General features: G+C 69.3%; 15 protein-coding genes. 5 read left to right on the top strand and 10 right to left on the bottom strand.

Features of this window, described 5'->3' with window-relative positions:
* Window positions 1-77 precede the first annotated feature (77 nt).
* The 4 genes from rsmG (at window position 78) to ACYVMZ_RS17715 (ending at window position 4,230) form a co-directional block, all read left to right on the top strand.
* The gene (gene rsmG, locus ACYVMZ_RS17730; protein ID WP_461080633.1) at window positions 78-794 is read left to right on the top strand and encodes a 16S rRNA (guanine(527)-N(7))-methyltransferase RsmG; all 717 of its coding nucleotides are present in this window, start codon (window positions 78-80) and stop codon (window positions 792-794) included.
* Between the two features lie 317 nt (window positions 795-1,111).
* Window positions 1,112-2,188: a ParA family protein gene (locus ACYVMZ_RS17725; protein ID WP_461080631.1), complete on the top strand. Its 1,077-nt coding sequence runs from the start codon at window positions 1,112-1,114 to the stop codon at window positions 2,186-2,188.
* The gene (locus ACYVMZ_RS17720) at window positions 2,185-3,285 is read left to right on the top strand and encodes a ParB/RepB/Spo0J family partition protein (protein ID WP_461080629.1); all 1,101 of its coding nucleotides are present in this window, start codon (window positions 2,185-2,187) and stop codon (window positions 3,283-3,285) included. Before ACYVMZ_RS17725 ends, ACYVMZ_RS17720 begins: the two co-directional genes overlap by 4 nt.
* A 327-nt stretch (window positions 3,286-3,612) precedes the next feature.
* Window positions 3,613-4,230, top strand: a complete 618-nt coding sequence (locus ACYVMZ_RS17715) for a GNAT family N-acetyltransferase (protein WP_461080627.1) — start codon at window positions 3,613-3,615, stop codon at window positions 4,228-4,230.
* A gap of 114 nt (window positions 4,231-4,344) precedes the next feature.
* Here the strand turns inward: ACYVMZ_RS17715 and trxA are convergent, their stop codons facing one another.
* From trxA to ACYVMZ_RS17680, 7 genes are all read right to left on the bottom strand, one after another.
* Window positions 4,345-4,677 (bottom strand): thioredoxin, encoded by a 333-nt coding sequence (gene trxA / locus ACYVMZ_RS17710; protein WP_381019405.1) that lies wholly within the window; start codon window positions 4,675-4,677, stop codon window positions 4,345-4,347.
* Between the two features lie 40 nt (window positions 4,678-4,717).
* Window positions 4,718-5,686, bottom strand: a complete 969-nt coding sequence (gene trxB / locus ACYVMZ_RS17705; protein ID WP_461080625.1) for a thioredoxin-disulfide reductase — start codon at window positions 5,684-5,686, stop codon at window positions 4,718-4,720.
* Between the two features lie 134 nt (window positions 5,687-5,820).
* Entirely contained in the window at window positions 5,821-6,738 is a 918-nt protein-coding gene (locus tag ACYVMZ_RS17700) for an anti-sigma factor family protein (protein WP_461080623.1), read from the bottom strand.
* Window positions 6,735-7,460: an RNA polymerase sigma factor SigM gene (gene sigM / locus ACYVMZ_RS17695; RefSeq protein ID WP_461080621.1), complete on the bottom strand. Its 726-nt coding sequence runs from the start codon at window positions 7,458-7,460 to the stop codon at window positions 6,735-6,737. Before sigM ends, ACYVMZ_RS17700 begins: the two co-directional genes overlap by 4 nt.
* A gap of 27 nt (window positions 7,461-7,487) precedes the next feature.
* On the bottom strand, window positions 7,488-9,182 hold the full coding sequence (locus ACYVMZ_RS17690; protein ID WP_461080619.1) for a protein kinase family protein: 1,695 nt from the start codon (window positions 9,180-9,182) through the stop codon (window positions 7,488-7,490).
* 139 nt (window positions 9,183-9,321) lie between these two features.
* On the bottom strand, window positions 9,322-11,613 hold the full coding sequence (murJ, locus tag ACYVMZ_RS17685; protein WP_461080617.1) for a murein biosynthesis integral membrane protein MurJ: 2,292 nt from the start codon (window positions 11,611-11,613) through the stop codon (window positions 9,322-9,324).
* 44 nt (window positions 11,614-11,657) lie between these two features.
* Window positions 11,658-14,048, bottom strand: coding sequence for a DUF6049 family protein (locus ACYVMZ_RS17680; RefSeq protein ID WP_461080615.1), 2,391 nt, complete (start codon window positions 14,046-14,048; stop codon window positions 11,658-11,660).
* A gap of 223 nt (window positions 14,049-14,271) precedes the next feature.
* Between ACYVMZ_RS17680 and ACYVMZ_RS17675 the strand changes: the two genes are divergently transcribed.
* Window positions 14,272-15,738, top strand: coding sequence for a CCA tRNA nucleotidyltransferase (locus ACYVMZ_RS17675; RefSeq protein WP_461080613.1), 1,467 nt, complete (start codon window positions 14,272-14,274; stop codon window positions 15,736-15,738).
* Window positions 15,739-15,871: 133 nt separating this feature from the next.
* Here the strand turns inward: ACYVMZ_RS17675 and ACYVMZ_RS17670 are convergent, their stop codons facing one another.
* The 3 genes from ACYVMZ_RS17670 to ACYVMZ_RS17660 all read right to left on the bottom strand — a co-directional run bounded on the left by ACYVMZ_RS17670 (window position 15,872) and on the right by ACYVMZ_RS17660 (window position 18,914).
* Window positions 15,872-16,147 (bottom strand): LppU/SCO3897 family protein, encoded by a 276-nt coding sequence (locus ACYVMZ_RS17670; RefSeq protein ID WP_461080611.1) that lies wholly within the window; start codon window positions 16,145-16,147, stop codon window positions 15,872-15,874.
* Between the two features lie 342 nt (window positions 16,148-16,489).
* Complete coding sequence (locus ACYVMZ_RS17665; protein WP_461080609.1) at window positions 16,490-17,752, bottom strand: MFS transporter; 1,263 nt, start codon at window positions 17,750-17,752, stop codon at window positions 16,490-16,492.
* Window positions 17,753-17,831: 79 nt separating this feature from the next.
* Complete coding sequence (locus ACYVMZ_RS17660) at window positions 17,832-18,914, bottom strand: inositol-3-phosphate synthase (RefSeq protein WP_461080607.1); 1,083 nt, start codon at window positions 18,912-18,914, stop codon at window positions 17,832-17,834.
* Window positions 18,915-18,917: the final 3 nt, after the last annotated feature.

Raw genomic sequence — 18,917 nt, 5'->3', positions numbered from 1 at the left:
GAACTTTGTCAGCCTGATAGTTCTGGTGGTTCTGGTGTCGGCGCCCGGTGCGCTGATGTACGGAAGGACGGTCCCCCGTGACGGAGGCAGCGGAGCTTCCCCCCGCGCCCGAGCAGGCCCGCGAGGTGTTCGGCGAACGGCTCGCCGACGCGGTCCGCTATGCCGAGCTGCTCGCTGAGGCGGGTGTACAGCGTGGTCTGATCGGCCCGCGCGAGGTGCCCCGGCTGTGGGAGCGGCACCTGCTGAACTGCGCGGTGCTCTCGGAGGTGGTCCCCGAGGGTGTGACGGTATGCGATGTGGGCTCCGGTGCCGGCCTGCCCGGGATTCCGCTGGCACTGGTGCGTGAGGACCTGAAGATCACGCTGCTGGAGCCGCTGCTGCGCCGCACCACCTTCCTGACGGAGGTCGTGGAGCTGCTGGGCCTGGACCATGTGACGGTGGTGCGTGGCCGGGCCGAGGAGGTCATGGGGAAGATCCCGCCGGTGCACGTCGTGACCGCGCGGGCCGTGGCCCCGCTCGACCGTCTCGCCACCTGGGGCATTCCGCTGCTGCGGCCGTACGGGGAGATGCTCGCGCTGAAGGGTGACACGGCCGAGGAGGAACTCAAGGCCGCGGCCACGGCGCTCAGCAAGCTCGGTGCCGTGGAGACCTCGATCCTGCACGTGGGCGAGGGGATCGTGGACCCCCTGTCCACGGTGGTCCGGGTGGAGGTCGGGGAGAGCCCGGGTGGGGTGCGCTTCGCGGCCAAGCGGGCGAAGGCGGCACGGACGGGGCGGGCCCGCCGTCGTCGTTGATGTGGCCGTTGGCTGATCCGTCCTGACGACCAGCCGTACTCCACACAAGCTGCCAAACCTATGCATCTCGGAGTGTCGCGCGGGCGCGGCTGAAACCGCTATGCATCGTGTTTCACGTGAAACGTCGCTCACTGTTGCACGGCATCATCAGTCGTGGCCGCGCTGCGGCCGAACCCCGCGACCGCAAGCCTCTCGGTTCCCTCGGAGAGGGCCCAGTCTCCAATGACCCTGCGTCCCCCGTGGGGGGCACGGAGTTGTCCACAGAGGTGGATTTCTCCACAGAACACCAGGCCTCACTGGTTCACGACCCCGAAGACATGGGAGGCTCTGTTCATTGCGAGCCTGAAGTCGAGGAGAGTGAATCCTTGCGGTCCGACGCCAACATCGCGGGACCGATGACCGATCCGGTCCCCGGTCCCCGTACCGAGTCGATGGGGGCGGATGTTTCACGTGAAACACCGCCTCCGATGGACGACACTCCCATCGGTCGTGCTGCCCAACTGGCGGTGGAGGCTCTAGGCCGCGCCGGTGAGGGCCTGCCACGGCCCGAGCGGACCCGTGTCATCGTGGTCGCCAACCAGAAGGGGGGCGTGGGCAAGACGACGACGACCGTCAACCTTGCCGCATCGCTGGCCCTGCACGGCGCCCGTGTCCTGGTGATCGACCTCGACCCTCAGGGCAACGCGTCCACGGCGCTGGGTATCGACCATCACGCCGAAGTCCCGTCCATCTACGACGTGTTGGTCGAGAGCAAGCCGCTGGCGGAAGTCGTCCAGCCGGTCCCCGATGTTGAGGGCCTCTTCTGCGCACCTGCCACGATCGATCTCGCCGGTGCGGAGATCGAGCTGGTGTCCCTGGTGGCCCGGGAGAGCCGGCTGCAGCGGGCGATCCAGGCGTACGAGCAGCCGCTGGACTACATCCTCATCGACTGCCCGCCCTCGCTCGGCCTGCTGACGGTCAACGCGCTGGTGGCGGGCCAGGAGGTCCTGATCCCGATCCAGTGCGAGTACTACGCGCTGGAGGGCCTCGGCCAGCTGCTGCGCAACGTCGACCTGGTGCGGGGGCACCTCAACCCCGCCCTGCATGTGTCGACCATCCTGCTCACCATGTACGACGGCCGGACGCGGCTCGCGTCCCAGGTCGCGGAGGAGGTGCGCAACCACTTCGGCGATGAGGTACTGCGGACGAGCATTCCCCGCTCCGTCCGTATCTCCGAGGCACCGAGCTATGGACAGACGGTGCTGACCTACGATCCAGGATCGAGCGGTGCTCTCTCCTATCTGGAAGCGGCACGCGAGATCGCGCTGAAGGGCGTCGGCGTCAGCTACGACGCCACACACGCCCACATCGGCGCACAACAGAACGACCCGAGCATGGTGGAGGGGATCCAGTGAGCGAGCGACGGAGGGGGTTGGGCCGTGGTCTCGGCGCGCTGATCCCTGCTGCCCCGACGGAGAAGACGGTGGCTCAGGCCGCCATGGGGGCTGCGGCCTCCACGTCTCCCGCAGCGGTTCCGGTGCTGCCGAACGACCGTGGTGTGGCCGCGGCGAAGGTGGCCACGCTGCCGCCTGTTTCACGTGAAACAGAGGAACCGCCGACCAACGGCGCCGCGGCCGTCCCCGCGCCTCCCATCGGTGCCCACTTCGCAGAGATCCCTCTCGACGCGATCACACCGAACCCTCGGCAGCCGCGTGAGGTCTTCGACGAGGACGCGCTTCAGGAGCTCATCACCTCCATCAAGGAGGTCGGCCTCCTCCAGCCGGTCGTCGTGCGTCAGGTGGGTCCCGCGCGCTACGAGCTCATCATGGGCGAGCGTCGTTGGCGGGCCTGCCGTGAAGCGGGTCTGGAGGCCATCCCGGCGATCGTGCGGGCCACGGAGGACGAGAAGCTCCTTCTGGACGCTCTCCTGGAGAACCTGCATCGCGCCCAGCTGAACCCGTTGGAAGAGGCGGCCGCCTACGACCAGCTGCTGAGGGATTTCAACTGCACGCACGATCAATTGGCGGATCGCATCGGCCGGTCTCGCCCGCAGGTCTCCAACACTCTGCGTCTGCTGAAGCTCTCGCCGGCGGTGCAGCGTCGGGTGGCCGCCGGGGTGCTCTCCGCCGGTCACGCGCGGGCGCTGCTGTCCGTCGAGGACTCGGAGGAGCAGGACCGGCTGGCACACCGGATCGTGGCCGAGGGACTCTCGGTGCGGGCCGTCGAGGAAATCGTGACTCTGATGGGGTCGCGGCCGCAGAAGAAGCAGCGTCCGAAGGGACCTCGGGCAGGTGCCCTGGTCTCCCCGGCGCTGTCCGACCTCGCCACGCGGCTCTCGGATCGCTTCGAGACGCGGGTGAAGGTCGACCTGGGCCAGAAGAAGGGCAAGATCACCGTCGAGTTCGCCTCCATGGAGGATCTGGAGCGGATCCTCAGCACCCTCGCTCCCGGCGAGGGGCCGGTCCTGCAGAAGAGCCTTCTGGAGGACGATTCCGAGGACACCGAGTCCTGATCCTTCGGCGTACGGCGTGGTGTCGCCGTAGAGCCGGCGGGGCGGGCCGTGTCCGGTGTGTACCGGAACACGGCTCGCCCTTTGCTTTTTGCCGGTATCGATGGAATCGCATCGTGGATACGATGCGTGAGGGGTATGGCGCATCCACCGGCAGTACCTCGGAGAGGGAGGCAGGGAGCCCATGCGAACGATGAGCCGCACCGGACTGGTGAGCGCGGGCTTGGGGCTGGGCGCGATCGGTGGGTTCATCGGCAGCCTGCTCAAGGAACGGAGCGCTCTGACAGCCGCCCGCGATGCAGCGGGCGAAGGAAGCGAGGAACAGCCTTCATGGGGCGTCGGCTCGTACCGCTCACGCTGGACAACCTTCAGGACCTTCCCAAGCGCTGTCGCTCGTGTGTCTTCTGGGAGTTGGACCCAGTCAGCGGCGAGGCCGCGGTAAAGGCGGGCACGCCTGCTCTGGAGAAGGAAGCCTGGATTTCCGCTGTCCTGCTGGACTGGGGATCCTGCGGGCGGGTCGTCTACGTGGACGACGTGCCGGTGGGCTTCGTGCTCTACGCCCCTCCCGCCTACGTCCCCCGCTCCACGGCGTTTCCCACGAGCCCCGTCTCACCCGACGCGGTGCAGCTGATGACCGCCTTCATCGTGCCGGGTTACCAGGGCCAGGGGCTGGGCCGCGTGATGGTCCAGACAGTCGCCAAGGATCTGCTGCGACGCGGCTTCAAGGCGATCGAGGCGTTCGGTGACGCCCGCTGGAAAGAGCCCGCCTGCGTGCTGCCCGCCGACCATCTTCTGGCGGTCGGCTTCAAGACGGTCCGGCAGCACGCCACCTACCCGCGGCTGAGGCTGGAGCTGAGGACGACGCTGTCCTGGAAGGAAGACGTGGAGATGGCGCTGGACCGACTGCTGGGCGCCGTACAGAAGGAACCCGCGCTGCGCCCTCTGTAACCCGCGCTGCGCCCTCTGAGGAAGATTGCGCTCATGCGAATGGGCCAGCCCGTCGGGGCTGACCCATTCGTGTTTCACGTGAAACATCCGCCGTCGGTGCGACGGCTCAGCCGATCAGTCGGCGATGAACTCCTCAAGGTCGCGCACGATCGCGGCCTTGGGCTTCGCACCGACGATGGTCTTGGCGACCTCACCACGCTGGTACACGTTCAGGGTCGGGATGGACATCACGCCGTACTTGGCGGCCGTACCCGGGTTCTCGTCGATGTTGAGCTTGACGACCTCGATCTTGTCGCCGTACTCGGCGGCGATCGCCTCAAGGGACGGCGCGATCTGACGGCACGGACCGCACCAGGCGGCCCAGAAGTCCACCAGGACGGGCTTGTCGCTCTTGAGGACGTCCTGCTCGAAGGAGTCGTCGGTCACATTCTTCAGGGTGCCGGCCACGGCGGGCTCCTTAACTGGTTGTGCGTGGGGCGGATGGGGGTCAGACAGAGGTCTTCTCGGGCTCGGCCTTCTCCTCGTCGGCGAGAGCGGCGAGGAAGCGCTCGGCGTCGAGGGCGGCGGCGCAACCGGTGCCGGCCGCCGTGATCGCCTGGCGGTAGGTGTGGTCGACCACGTCACCGGCGCCGAAGACACCCTTGAGGCTCGTACGCGTCGAGGGCGCGTCGACCTTCAGGTAGCCCTCCTCGTCCAGCTCCAGCTGGCCCTTGAAGAGCTCGGTGCGCGGGTCGTGGCCGATCGCGATGAACAGACCGGTCACCGGAAGATCCGAGAGCTCGCCGGTCTTGACGTTGCGCAGCTTCAGACCCGAGAGCTTCTGGTCGCCCTGGATCTCGGCGACCTCGCTGTCCCAGACGAACGAGATCTTCGGGTCGGCGAAGGCACGCTCCTGCATCGCCTTGGAGGCGCGCAGGGTGTCACGGCGGTGGACGACGGTCACGGACTTGGCGAAGCGCGAGAGGAAGGTCGCCTCCTCCATCGCGGTGTCACCGCCACCGATCACGGCGATGTCCTGGTCCTTGAAGAAGAAGCCGTCGCAGGTGGCGCACCAGGAGACACCGCGGCCGGAGAGGGCGTCCTCGTTGGGCAGGCCGAGCTTGCGGTGCTGCGAGCCGGTGGCGACGATGACGGCCTTGGCCCGGTGGACCGTACCCGCGGTGTCCGTGACGGTCTTGATCTCGCCCGTCAGGTCGACGGAGACGACGTCGTCCGGCACGAGCTCGGCTCCGAAGCGCTCCGCCTGGGCGCGCATGTTGTCCATGAGCTCGGGGCCCATGATGCCGTCCTGGAAGCCCGGGAAGTTCTCCACCTCGGTGGTGTTCATCAGCGCGCCACCGGCGGTGACGGCGCCCTCGAACACCAGTGGCTTCAGCGACGCGCGCGCGGTGTAGAGCGCCGCCGTGTAGCCGGCGGGCCCGGAGCCGATGATGATCACGTTACGGACGTCGCTCACGGCTTGATTCCTCGTCTCTGGACTGCGTCGTACGACCGGTGGGAGCTTCTCTCGGAACTCTCACCCCACCCAACGGATCCTAAGGGGCGCGCATTCCCGCTGTGTCCGGGCACACGGAGACGAGACGTGGGGGCTCAGCGGTGCGTGTAGGAATGCTCCAGCAGGACCTTGGCCGTGGTCGTGGACGACGGGTGATCCACACAGGTCGCCTCGACGATGTAGGCGGTCACCCGGGTGGCATCGGAGGCGTCGGGAAGCACCACGAGCAGTGCTTCCTTCCCCTTGTAAGTGCCTTCCTCCGCGGCGAGCGCTGCGTCGTTGCGGCCGATGCCCTCTCGGACGCACTCCGGGACCGTGGCCTGCTTGAGCACCTTCGGGCTGTTGGCGCTGGGGCCGGACTCCACGTCGAAGTCCGGCGTTCGAGAGCCGTCGCCCGCGCTGCGGTTCTCGGCGAGGAGATCGGCGACCTGCTTCTCCAGCTTGCCCTCGGAGAAGGTGTCTGCGGAGGCGGACTGCTGTTCCCGCGCTGTGTTGCCCGACGGCTGGCCGTCATTGAACGACGCCAGCAGTACGGAGCCGAGCCCCAGTGCGGCGGCGGTGAACACGGCACCCAGAACAGCGATCCTCCGGCGCCCGTCTCGACTGCGGCCTTTACGGCCGGGGCCGGTGGTGGAGGACCGGGGACGACCGGCGGGACGGTCCGTCGGTGCCGGTGTTTCACGTGAAACATGCGCACCCTCGTCCTCGCCGGAACGGGACGCGTCCACGCCCCGGGCGTCCGTGGATTCGGGCGCGGTGGCCTGAAGCAGGGCCTCAGCGGCGAGCGCGGCGTCGATGCGGCCCGCGACATCGGCGGGCATGCGCGCCGGACCGGGCAGCGTACCGAGCAGTCCTCGGATTTCCTCCAGGGACGCATACACGTCCGCACACAGCTCGCACTGCTCCAGATGCTGCCGTATGTCCGTGGTGCGCGACGGCGGGAGGAGGCCCTCGGCGAGGTCGGAGATCTCGGCGACGTCCGGGTGCCCGGCCATGTCTGTCGTCGACGTCACGCTCGCCCACCTCCGCCCTTCACTGCAGCTGAGTCGCTTGGTCCTGTGTCCGGCGGGTCCGCTCGACTCGGTCCCGCTGCGGGTGGGACGGATGTCCCCTGCGTCCGGTTCCGCTCCCCGCCCGGTTTCTTGCTCTGGCTGCTGCTTTCCGGCCGAAGATGGGTCAGCAGCGGCAGGAGTCTGGCTCTGCCCCGGGCGCACCGGCTCTTCACGGTGCCTGTGGGCACGTCGAGGATGCGGGCGGCCTCGGCGACGGGGTAGCCCTGCATGTCCACCAGGACGAGCGCCGCTCGCTGATCGGCCGGCAAGGTGCCCAGGGCTTCGATGAGCTGCCGGTGCAGATCCTTGCGCTCGGCGGGCGCCGATGCCGACTCGTGCGGCTCCAGCAGCTGCTCGAGACGCTCGGCGTCGTCGACGGGCGCGGTCTTGCGGGACGCCGCCTTGCGGGCACGGTCCAGGCAGGCGTTCACCGTGATGCGGTGCAGCCACGTCGTGACGGCCGCGTGCCCGCGGAAGGTGTGGGCGGCCCGGTAGGCGGACACGAGGGCGTCCTGAACGGCGTCAGCGGCCTCCTCGCGGTCCCCGAGCGTGCGCAGGGCTACGGCCCAGAGCCGGTCCCGGTGCCGCCGCACGAGCTCGCCGAAGGCGTCCGGGTCGCCTTCAACATGGCGGGCGAGCAGATCCTGATCGCTCACTCCGTCATATCCGGCGACGTCCGCCATCGGATCCCCTCCCTCGAGGCAGAGGCCTCAGCTGGTCACCTTGATGTCCACGACCCGGCCGCGGTAATTGCCGTCCTCCGTCAGGGGCAGCTTGGTCAGCCAGACGAGGACGTACCGGGTCTTGAGCGACTCGCCGGGCTTGAGCGCCACGGTCGTACCGGAGCCTTCGGCGACCTTGGTGAAGCTCTCGAGGGACTGTGGTTCCACACCCGCGTCCCCGCTGGCCGCGCGGAGTTCCACGGAGGTGTCCCCCATGAACGACACGGTCACCTTTCCGACCTGCTGGACCTTGCCCAGGTCGAGAATGACGCCGACGCCCGACTTCAGCCGGCCGAAGTCGGCGCTCGTGTAGAAGCTCGTCTCCCAGTAGCTGCCGGGAGTGCTGTCGTAGGCCTTGTCTATGTCCTCGGGATTCTCGGATCCGTCGGCGCCGAGCGGGTCGAAGTCGCGGGCACCTTCGATGGCGATCGGCTTACTGACCGGCTTCTTCGGGCTCTTGTCGGACCCGTCCGTCTTCTGCGTCTGCTTGGGGTCGTCGGTCTTGCCGCCCTGCTCCATGAGCGCGTCCGCCAGCTGCCAGCTGCCCAGGCCCAGCGCGGCGATCAGCAGAGCGGAGACGGCCCACTTCAACGCCTTGCCGGTGCGGCTCTGAAGCGGGGGCGGAGGGGGCGGGACCGGCTGCGTGGCCCCCGGGTGGGGCGTCGAGCGGCCGTACGTGCCCTGCTGGTACGTCGTGCGCTGGTACTCGGGCGGGGCGTTGAAGGCGGGCTCCGGCGGGCGGATGCGGGGCATCTCGCCGATCGCCTTCACCAGCTCCTCCGGCGTGGTGCAGGGCGACTCGTGGCGGGAGGCGGTGGCGCCGTCGTTGACGAGCGCGCGCATGGCGAGCTCGGACAGGCCGCGGTGGACGCCGGCCCGTACCTGGTCGGGCGGGATGAGGCCGATGTCCTTGGGGAGGCCGGACAGGCCGTAGGCGTCGCTCTCGTACGGCCAGCGCTGCGTGAGCGCCGCGTACAGCAGGGCGCCGATGGCCTCCGTGTCGGTGCGCTGCGGGGTGTCGGATTTGATGCCGCGCAGCGCGGCGTTCACGGCGAGGCCGCGGATGCGCCACTGGCCGGTCGAGGTGCGCAGGACGGCGTTGGGGTTCAGGCGCAGATGGGCGAGGCCTTCGCGGTGAGCGGCGGCCATGGCGGCGGAGATCTGGCTGACCATCTGGTAGGCGTCGTACACCTCCAGCGGTCCGGAGGCGAGGAGCGTGGTCAGCTCGGTGGCGTCGGGAAGCCACTCGTGGACGACGTAGACGAGGTCGTTCTCCTCGACGGCGTCCAGAACCTGGACGAAGCGGGGGTCGCCGAGCAGGGCGGAGGAACGGGCGGCGGCCAGGACCGAGCGGGCCCGTGTGTGGTCCGCGGGCAGGATGTGGACGCCGACGGCGCGACGGAGCTTCTCGTCGACGGCCCGCCAGCTGCTGAAGCCGTCCAGACGGGTGACGCACTCCTCGAGGCGGTAGCGTCTGGCGAGCTTGTGGCCGCTGTGCAGTTCGGGAGGCGAGGCCTTTCCGGATCCGTCGGTCCGGGTGCTCTCCTGTGCCTCGTCGCTGTCCGTGTCCCGCTCCCGGTTGTTGGCCACCCCGTCGGCCGTGGACTGGTCCGCCTGTGCGGTCAGCGACGTCTCGCCGCTGTTGTCTGCCACGTCGACGGCAGCCGTGCTCCGTTCCGCCACCGTCGTTCCTGCCTCCCCATCCGTTGCGCGCCGTCCGACACCCGTGCGCGCCGTCCGACGCCGAAACCAATTGTGCCCACAGTCCGCCGCTATGCACGACACGCGGTGGCTGACGATGGTTGTGCGCCTACCCCCTGCCTCAGCGTCCCAGGCGTCCGCGAACCATGCCGACCAGCGAGTTGAGCTCCTCGATGTGCATGCGGCGGGCGGCGACGAAGAAGACCCCGAGCAGCACGGCCCCGCCGGCCAGGAGCGCGGCGAACGAGCCGGCGACGCCCTGACCGAGCGTGTGGCCGATGCCGTAGCAGGCGGCGCCGCTGAGCAGAGTGGCCGGCACCGACGCGATGCACAGCCGGGCGTATGTCCGCAGCACACGGGCGCCGTCCAGGTCCCCGCTCAGCCGCTTGCGCAGCCGACGCCAGGCCACCCCGACACCGATCGCGTAGGCCAGGCCGTACGAGGCGGCCATGCCGACCACGGCCCACCGGGCCGGGATCACGAGGTAGCAGACGGCCGAGGCACCCGCGTTGACGGCGGCCACGATGACCGTGTTGTAGAAGGGGGTGCGCGTGTCCTCGTAGGCGTAGAAGGCGCGCAGGACGACGTACTGCACGGAGTACGGGATCAGGCCGAGACCGAAGGCCATCAGCATGTAGCCCATGTTGGTGGCCTCGCTGGTGCCCGAGGAGCCGAAGATCAGCGTGCACATCGGGATGCCGAGCGCGACGAACCCGAAGGCGATCGGCACGATCGCGACGGCCGTGGTGCGCAGGCCCTGGGAAATGTCCTCACGGACGGCGCCGGCGTCCTCCTCGGCCGCCGAGCGCGAGATACGGGGCAGCAGGGCGGCCATCAGCGAGACGGTGATGATGGCCTGCGGCAGGCCCCAGATCAGCTGGGCGTTGGCATAGGCGGCGAAGCCGGTTCCCTCGACGCCGGAGTCGATGCCGGAGGCGGTCGACAGCTGGGTGACCACGAGCGCACCCGCCTGGTTGGCCAGGACGAACAGGATCGTCCACTTGGCGAGCTTGGCGGCCTTGCCGAGGCCCTGGCCCTTCCAGTCGAAGCGCAGCCGCAGCCGGAACCCGGTCTCGCGCAGGTACGGAATCATCGCCAGCGCCTGGACGACCAGGCCGAGCAGAACACCGACGCCGAGGAGCCGCTGGCCCTCCGGCGGGATGTTCGTGACCGTCATGCCGGAATCGGCTGAGGTGCCGTAGACCCAGAGGAACATCGCCAGCGTCACGATGATGACGATGTTGTTCAGCACCGGGGTCCACATCATCGCGCCGAACTTGCCGCGCGCGTTGAGGATCTGGCCCATCACCACATGGATGCCCATGAAGAAGATCGAGGGCAGGAAGTAGCGGGTGAAGGTGATGGCGACCTCGTTGGCCTGCGGGTCGCTGGCCACGGGGTTCGACAGGGCGCGGACCAGAAGCGGCGCGCCGAACCAGGCGAGCGCGGTCAGGGCGGCCAAGGCCACCATCACGAGGGTCAGCAGGCGGTTGGCGTATGCCTCGCCGCCGTCCTCGTCCTCCTTCATGGCGCGTACGAGCTGCGGCACGAAGACGGAGTTGAGGCCGCCGCCGACGGTCAGGATGTAGATCATGGTCGGCAGCTGGTAGGCCACCTGGAAGGTGTCGCCGAGGAGGCCGACGCCCAGCGCCGAGACGATCATGGCGGAGCGGATGAAGCCGGTCAGCCGGGACACCATGGTGCCGGCCGCCATCACGGCGCTCGACTTCAGCAGGCCGCCGGCGCGGCCGCCCTTCTTCGGGGCGGGTGCGGGCTCCGGCCGCGAGGCCTCGGCGGTGGCAGCCGCGGGCGTGGCTCCCGCGTACTGGCCCGGCTCCGGCGAGGGGGCGGGCACCGATGTGGACTGCTCGTACATCGCACGGTCGCCGCCCGGCTGCTGGTCGGAGAATCCGTTGTGCTGCTGGTCGGCGAACCCGCTGTGCTGCTGGTCCCGGAAGAGATGTGCGAAGGCGTCGTGCTCGGGGCGCTGCTCGCCGGCCTGGCTGACCAGGTCGTCCACGCCCACGAACTGGGTCGTCCGAGGGTCGTCGCCGTACGGCAGGTGCTGCGTCGGGCCCTCGGGCTCGGGCGCCGGGGTCTGGGCCCACACGCGCGGGTCGGGGGCGTACGGAGACTGGGGCGGCTGGGCGTACAGCGGCTGCTGCGGCTGGTATGCGCCCGGAGGCGGCGGGGGGTGCGCGGCGCGGTCGTAGAGCGCCTCGGCGACCGGGTCCTGGGCGGCGAGGTCCTGTGCCTGGTAGGGGTCCTGGGCGTAGGCGTCCTGGAGGTACATGTCCGCGGGCGGCTGCGGCGGCACCTGGCCGTGCTCGGGCGGCCCCTCGGGCTGGCCAGACTCGGGGTAGCCCGAGCTGCCCGCGGCCCGGCCGCGGTCACCGTCGTACGGCGCGTTCATGGTTACCCCACCTCATCGTCCCGGGCCCACCGGCCACGACATCCTCAACGGTCCACTCTCTCACCCGTGCCGGACGGGCCGGTGCTTTCCGCTGGGGTGTCCGGGGCCGGGTCACTCGGCTGCTGCGGCTCGTCTGCCCGTGAGCCGGCCTCGGACTCCTTCTGGAGACGTACCGCGGAGGTGTTCGGGTTCTGCGGGCCGTCGGCGTCCTCGCCCGCCTCGACGACGCCGTCCTCCTCGGCTTCCCGGGCGGCCGCGCGCTTGCGCTGCGTGTACATCCGGAAACCAGCGAGGACGAGCAGCAGGACACCGCCGCCGATGACCAGCATCACCGTGGCCGTGATCTCGGTGACCTTCACGTCGAAGGTGACGGGCTCGCCGTACTTGCGGCCGTCCTCCGTGTACAGCTGGGCGACGACGGTCGCCCGGCCGTTGGCGTTGGCGGACGTGGTGAACTTCACCGACTGGCTGTGGCCGCCGGAGACGGTGACGGGCTGCTCCTCGTAGTCGGCGCCGCCGATCTTGAGGCGCGTGGGGTTCGTCGAGCTGAGCCGCAGCACCAGGTGCTCGACGCCCTGCACCAGGTTGTTCTGGACGGTCACGGGGATCGTGGCGCTGCGGCCGGAGAGCTTGGTCTCCGACTTCTCGATCAGCCGGACCCCCTTGATGAGTCCGTCGAGGTACGACTCGACGTCGCCCCGGTAGCCGCCCGCCTCGGTGGTCCGGCCGCGCCACGACGTGGACATCTCCCGGTTCATGGCCCGCCCGAACGGGGTCACCACCCGGGACGGTTCGCTGAGGATCACCTTGAAGTTGTCGAGCTTGCCCTGGGTCTCCGCGATGTCGGCGAACGCCGACCGCGGCAGCTCCTGCCGACGCAGCGAGGGGGGGTACGAGGAGGACGGCGGAACGCTCGTGGCGGCGCCCGGGTCCGGCTTGGCCTTGGCGGCTGCCGTCAGCTCCTGGAACTGGGACCAGGTGCCGCCCTGGAGGATCGTGAGCGCCTCGGCCATTGCCTGGGCCTGGCTCACGGAAGGCATGCGCTGTGGCGCGACGACGATGCTGCGCTGCCGGTCGGTCTGACGGTTGAGCGTGAGACTCTGGGCCAGGAACCGCTGCACCGCGAGCGTGGACGAGGAAGCCCTCGTCAGGTCACCCTGGAACGCGGTGGACAGCCGGGCGTCCGCGACGACCGCCGTGGTGCCGCCGCCGATCGGGCGGGCCGAGGAGGGCGTGTACGGCAGGCTGCCGGTCTCCTGCAGGCTGTCGCTGCGGGCGATCACCTTGTCGGCGCCCGCCGAGGTGGCGACCTTCACGATCGACGGGTCGATCGCGCCGTCCACGGGCCAGGCGAAGTCCGTGCTCGGTTTCACGTGGAGGATCGCGTCGACCGTGTCGGAGGCGACGTCGGTGGCCTCCTTGAGGTGGTTCAGCGAGCCGGTGACGCTCGTGCCGTTGTGGGCGAGCGAAGCCAGATCCGGGTCGGAGAAGGGCAGCGCGACGACCTCCTTGTCCGTCACTGCACGCTGAAGCTCGGCGAGCCACCGCTTGGCGACGGCCTCGTGCGTGCCGGTGACGGGAGTGCCGCCCTCGCGCTGGACCCGGTAGCTGTTCGCCATCGCGTCGACCGACGCCAGCAGGTCCGGGTCGATCACCCACGTGACGTCGAGATCCTTGCCCAGCGACACCATCTGGTCCAGACGGCCGCCGGGGGAGATCTCCTTCGCGAGATCGTCGTTGAGGAAGACCGGAGTCTGCTGCTCGTTCGAACCCGTCTCCGCTGTCATGTGGACGGTGGAGACGAGCGGCCACAGAAACGTCGTATTCGTCCTGGTGTCGGCCTCCTCGGGCTGCCACGGCAGGAACGTCCGCTGGATGCCGAGGACCTGCTCCCACGGCTGCGCGGAGGTCTGCCCGGACAGCGAGACGGCGAACTGGTAGACGCCGTCCTGACCGAGGTCCAGCTCGTCGACCGGGACGGAGATGCTGAAGGGCTCGGCGACGCCCGGAGTGAGCTTGGAGAACTTCTCGGTGTACTTGTCGCCGACCTCGGGGCCGACGGTGCCCTGGACGTCGTCGCCGTCCTTGGCGATCGCGTCGATGGCCGAGCGGGTGTCCAACGGGGGCCCCACGCGCAGGCCGACGTGGGCGTCGGTGACCGTCTGCTTGCCCTTGTTGGTCACCGTGCCGGACACGGTCACGGTGTCCCCGTCGGTGGGGGCGCTGGGGGTGAGCGAGTCGACGGCGACGGCCACCGAGCCCGCCCTGCCGGCGGCCTGCGCGGAGTCCTGCCCGGCGGCGTCCGCGGAAGGGGCGGCGGGGAACTGGAGGAGGCCGGCCAGCAGGGGCACCCCGGCGAGCAGGGCTCCGGTACGCCGCAGCCACCGGCGGGCAGGTGAGGCACTCGTCCCCTGGAAGTCTGCCGCCTCGGCCACGCGCTCGCCCGTCCCTCGTCGTCGTCAGTGGTCGTCGGAATGTGCGTCCACGCATGGTAACGATGCGCGCTGACGGGAAGTGCCGGGGACCGGTCCACAAGATCGAAGATCGGCGGCCGCCTGTCCCGTATGTGCACGTATGAAGAGGAGAGCCTCCGGCCTCCTTCTGTGCACGTTTTATGGAGGCGCATGGGGTCGTCCGGGCCACGTACCCTCTTCTGTTGTGCCGAACGCCAACGAAGTAACCCCCAGTGCCCTGAGCCAGGTGCAGCACCGCGCGGTGAGCGAACTGCTGCGGGTCGCGCCTGTCGCCGACGACCTCGCCCGCCGCTTCCGGGAGGCCGGGTTCTCGCTCGCCCTGGTCGGCGGCTCGGTCCGGGACGCACTGCTGGGCCGGCTCGGCAACGACCTGGACTTCACGACCGACGCACGCCCCCAGGACGTGCTCAAGATCGTGCGCCCGTGGGCGGACGCGGTCTGGGAGGTGGGGATCGCCTTCGGCACGGTCGGCGCCCAGAAGGAGGCCCGCGTCGGAGACGCCGATCGACGGTTTCAGATCGAGGTGACCACCTACCGGTCGGAGGCGTACGACCGAACCTCCCGCAAGCCGGAGGTGTCCTACGGCGACTCGATCGAGGAGGATCTCGTCCGTCGTGACTTCACGGTGAACGCGATGGCCGTCGCGCTCCCGGAGAAGGAGTTCATCGATCCGCACGGCGGGCTCGAGGACCTCGCAGCGCGGCTGCTGCGCACCCCGGGCACGCCCGAGGAGTCCTTCTCCGACGATCCGCTGCGGATGATGCGGGCCGCGCGCTTCGCGGCACAGTTGGACTTCGAGGTGGCCCCCGAGGTCGTCACGGCCATGAAGGAGATGGCGGGACGCATCGAGATCGTCTCCGCCGAGCGGGTGCGGGACGAGCTGAACAAGCTGATCCTGTCCCCGTTCCCGCGGAAGGGCCTGGCACTGCTGGTCGACACCGGCCTCGCCGATCACATCCTCCCGGAGCTGCCGGCTCTGCGCCTGGAGAGCGACGAACACCACCGGCACAAGGACGTCTACGAGCACACACTGATCGTCCTGGAGCAGGCGATGGCCCTGGAGGACGACGGCCCCGACCTGACCCTCCGCCTGGCCGCCCTGCTGCACGACATCGGCAAGCCGCGCACGCGCCGCTTCGAGAAGGACGGCCGGGTCTCGTTCCACCATCATGAGGTGGTCGGAGCGAAGATGACCAAGAAGCGCATGTCTGCGCTCAAGTACTCCAACGAGCTGGTGAAGGACGTCTCACGTCTGGTCGAACTTCACCTGCGCTTCCACGGCTACGGCACGGGAGAGTGGACGGATTCCGCGGTCCGCCGGTACGTCCGGGACGCAGGCCCGCTCCTCGACCGCCTCCACAAGCTGACCCGCTCGGACTGCACCACGCGCAACAGGCGCAAGGCGGCGGCGCTGTCCCGTGCCTACGACGGCCTGGAGGAGCGGATCGCCAAGCTCCAGGAGCAGGAGGAACTGGACGCCATCCGCCCGGACCTCGACGGCAACGAGATCATGGCGATTCTCGGCATCAAGCCCGGGCCGGCCGTGGGCCGTGCCTACAAGCACATGCTCGAGCTGCGCCTGGAGAACGGGCCGATGGACCACGACGCGGCGGTGGCGGCGCTCAAGGCGTGGTGGGCCGAGCAAGGCTGAGACCGTCGGGAAGAGGCGCGGAAGGGGCGCCATGTTTCACGTGAAACATGGCGCCCCTTCCCATGAGCACGGAAGCGCGGCGGAAGGGGTGATGTTTCACGTGAAACATCACCCCTTCCGTGCAGTGCGTGGACTATTTGTTGTCCCCCAGGCACAGGGTGAAGGAGTCGCCGGTCTCTTCCCAGGTCAGCGTCGCCGTCGTGCCGGTGACGCTCTGGCAGGTGAGCTGGGGAACCGTGGAGCCGTCCGCCTTCTTCAGCACCTTGTGGGTGGCCTTCGTGTCGCCGCAGTCGACCTGCACGACCTCCGGGTTGTTCGAAGTCCCCTTGTAGAGGCAGTCGCCGACCGCGAGCTTCTTGGCGTCCTCGGCGTCGCGGTTGAGGTACCAGCCGCCCGCGACGGCGATCACGGCCAGGACGATGCTCGCTATGCGCAGGTACTGCTTGATGCCACGCTTGGGCTGCCGCGGCGGAACCGGGGTGTACGGAGCGGCGCCCTGCTGCGGGAAGCCGGGCTGGCCGGGCTGCTGGGGGAAGCCGCCCTGCGGCGGGTACGGAGCCTGGGGCTAACCGGCGGGCTGCTGGCCCTGCGCGAACGGGTTGCCCTGGGGCGGCGGAGTGGTCACTTGGGGGTCCCCCTAAGAAGCATGCGTGAGTGACGCGAATTAAGTCGCGTATAAGACCCACGTAAGTTATCGGCCCTCACTGACAACGCAGGAGGCAGGTGTGACTCTGTGGCATTGATGTGACACTCACCGGTGTCCATACCGGGCCATAGATGCAGCAACTGCGCCATAGATGACGGCGATCGTGACCACCAGCGGCGCCGATCGGCCGTCCGGCGGCAGCATCAGGGCGGCCACCGCGGCGGCCCCGACGAAAGCGATGTTGAACAGGACGTCGTAGACGGAGAAGATCCGGCCGCGGAAGCCGTCCTCGACGTAGGACTGGACGATGGTGTCCGTGGCGATCTTCGCTCCCTGGGTGGTCAGCCCCAGGACGAAGGCCGCGACCAGCAGGGGCACGGTGGCGAACGGCAGACCGAGGGCGGGCTCCAGCACCGCGGCGGCCGCGGCGCACACGACGATCCAACGGACGGGCCCGAAACGCCCGGCCGCCCAGGGCGTCGCCACCGCCGCCGCGAAGAAGCCGGCACCGGAGATGCCCAACGCCAGTCCCAGCAGGGCCAGCCCCTCGTCCGTGGTCGCGGTCAGGGCGTACCGGCAGAGCATCAGCAGCATGACCAGCAGGGCGCCGTAGCAGAACCGCATCAGCGACATCGCCGCGAGTGCCCAGGCGGCCTGCCGGCGCGGTGGCGCGGCGATGTGGCGTACACCCGCCACCAAGTCGCGTACGGTGCCGGCCAGCGCCGCCGTCAGGTGTGGCCGCACCAACTCGCGGTCGGGTCCCAGCAGGTCCCGTGCCATGCGCAGCGTTGCCAGTCCCGCGCACAGGTAGAGGGCGGCCCCCACGAGGACCACCGCGGCGTCCGAGTCCGCGACCACCAGACGGACGACGAAGGCCAGGCCGCCGCCCGCCGTGGCGGCGAGCGTTCCGGCGGTCGGGGAAAGGGAGTTGGCGATGACCAGGCGCTCGGTGTCGACCACGCGCGGCAGGGCTGCGGACAGGCCCGAGAGGACGAAACGGTTGACGGCGGTCACGCACAGCGCCGAGGCGTAGAAGAGCCAGTCCGGGGCGCGGCCGAGGATCAGCAGGGCCGTCGCCGACGCCAGCACAGCGCGCAGCAGACTGCCGTACAGCAGGACCTGGCGGCGGCGCCAGCGGTCCAGCAGGACGCCGGCGAAGGGGCCCACGAGGGAGTACGGGAGCAGCAGCACCGCCATCGCGGAGGCGATCGCCGCGGCCGAGGTCTGCCTCTCCGGTGAGAAGACCACGTAGGCGGCGAGGGCGACCTGGTAGACCCCGTCGGCGCCCTGGGAGAGCAGGCGTACGGCGAGCAGGCGCCTGAATCCCTGGAAGCGCAGCAGGACACGCAGGTCACGGACGACGGCCATGGGGCACAGCCTCACATATGGGGAGGGCCCCCGGGCGCACGACCCAGGGGCCCCTCAACAGCCCACAACACCAGCGCGTTTAGCGCTCGGCCTCACCGCGAATGAACTTCTCGACGTTCTCGCGGGCCACGTCGTCGAAGTACTGGACCGGCGGGGACTTCATGAAGTACGAGGACGCGGACAGCACCGGGCCGCCGATGCCGCGGTCCTTGGCGATCTTCGCGGCGCGCAGCGCGTCGATGATGACGCCGGCGGAGTTCGGGGAGTCCCAGACCTCGAGCTTGTACTCCAGGTTCAGCGGGACGTCACCGAAGGCGCGGCCTTCGAGGCGGACGTAGGCCCACTTGCGGTCGTCCAGCCAGGCGACGTAGTCGGACGGGCCGATGTGGACGTTCTTCTCGCCCATGTCCCGGTCGGGGATCTGGGAGGTGACGGCCTGCGTCTTGGAGATCTTCTTCGACTCCAGGCGGTCGCGCTCGAGCATGTTCTTGAAGTCCATGTTGCCGCCGACGTTCAGCTGCATCGTGCGGTCCAGGATGACGCCCCGGTCCTCGAACAGCTTCGCCATGACGCGGTGCGTGATGGTGGCGCCGACCTGGGACTTGATGTCGTCGCCGACGATCGGCACGCCCGCCTCGGTGAACTTGTCCGCCCACTCCTTGGTGCCGGCGATGAAGACCGGCAGGGCGTTGACGAAGGCAACCTTGGCGTCGATGGCGCACTGGGCGTAGAACTTCGCCGCGTCCTCGGAACCGACCGGCAGGTAGCAGACGAGGACGTCGACCTGCTTGTCCTTGAGAACCTGGACGACGTCGACCGGCTCCTCGGCGGACTCCTCGATGGTCTCCCGGTAGTACTTGCCAAGACCGTCGAGGGTGTGGCCGCGCTGGACCGTCACACCGGTGGTGGGAACGTCGCAGATCTTGATGGTGTTGTTCTCCGAGGCGCCGATGGCGTCCGCGAGGTCGAGGCCGACCTTCTTGGCGTCCACGTCGAAGGCGGCGACGAACTCGATGTCGCGGACGTGGTAGTCGCCGAACTGGACGTGCATCAGGCCCGGCACCTTGGACGCCGGGTCGGCGTCCTTGTAGTACTCGACTCCCTGTACCAGCGATGCGGCGCAGTTGCCCACGCCGACGATGGCTACGCGAACCGAACCCATTCC

The sequence above is a fragment of the Streptomyces deserti genome (genome assembly GCF_054782695.1).
This window is presented reverse-complemented; position numbering and strand designations above follow the sequence as displayed.

Bases quoted from the DNA above. Each gene is read 5' to 3' on its own strand.
- ACYVMZ_RS17665 (WP_461080609.1), bottom strand. From the start codon at position 17,752: ATGGCCGTCGTCCGTGACCTGCGTGTCCTGCTGCGCTTCCAGGGATTC.
- ACYVMZ_RS17660 (WP_461080607.1), bottom strand. From the start codon at position 18,914: ATGGGTTCGGTTCGCGTAGCCATCGTCGGCGTGGGCAACTGCGCCGCA.
- ACYVMZ_RS17715 (WP_461080627.1), top strand. From the start codon at position 3,613: ATGGGGCGTCGGCTCGTACCGCTCACGCTGGACAACCTTCAGGACCTT.
- sigM (WP_461080621.1), bottom strand. From the start codon at position 7,460: ATGGCGGACGTCGCCGGATATGACGGAGTGAGCGATCAGGATCTGCTC.
- murJ (WP_461080617.1), bottom strand. From the start codon at position 11,613: ATGAACGCGCCGTACGACGGTGACCGCGGCCGGGCCGCGGGCAGCTCG.
- ACYVMZ_RS17725 (WP_461080631.1), top strand. From the start codon at position 1,112: ATGGGAGGCTCTGTTCATTGCGAGCCTGAAGTCGAGGAGAGTGAATCC.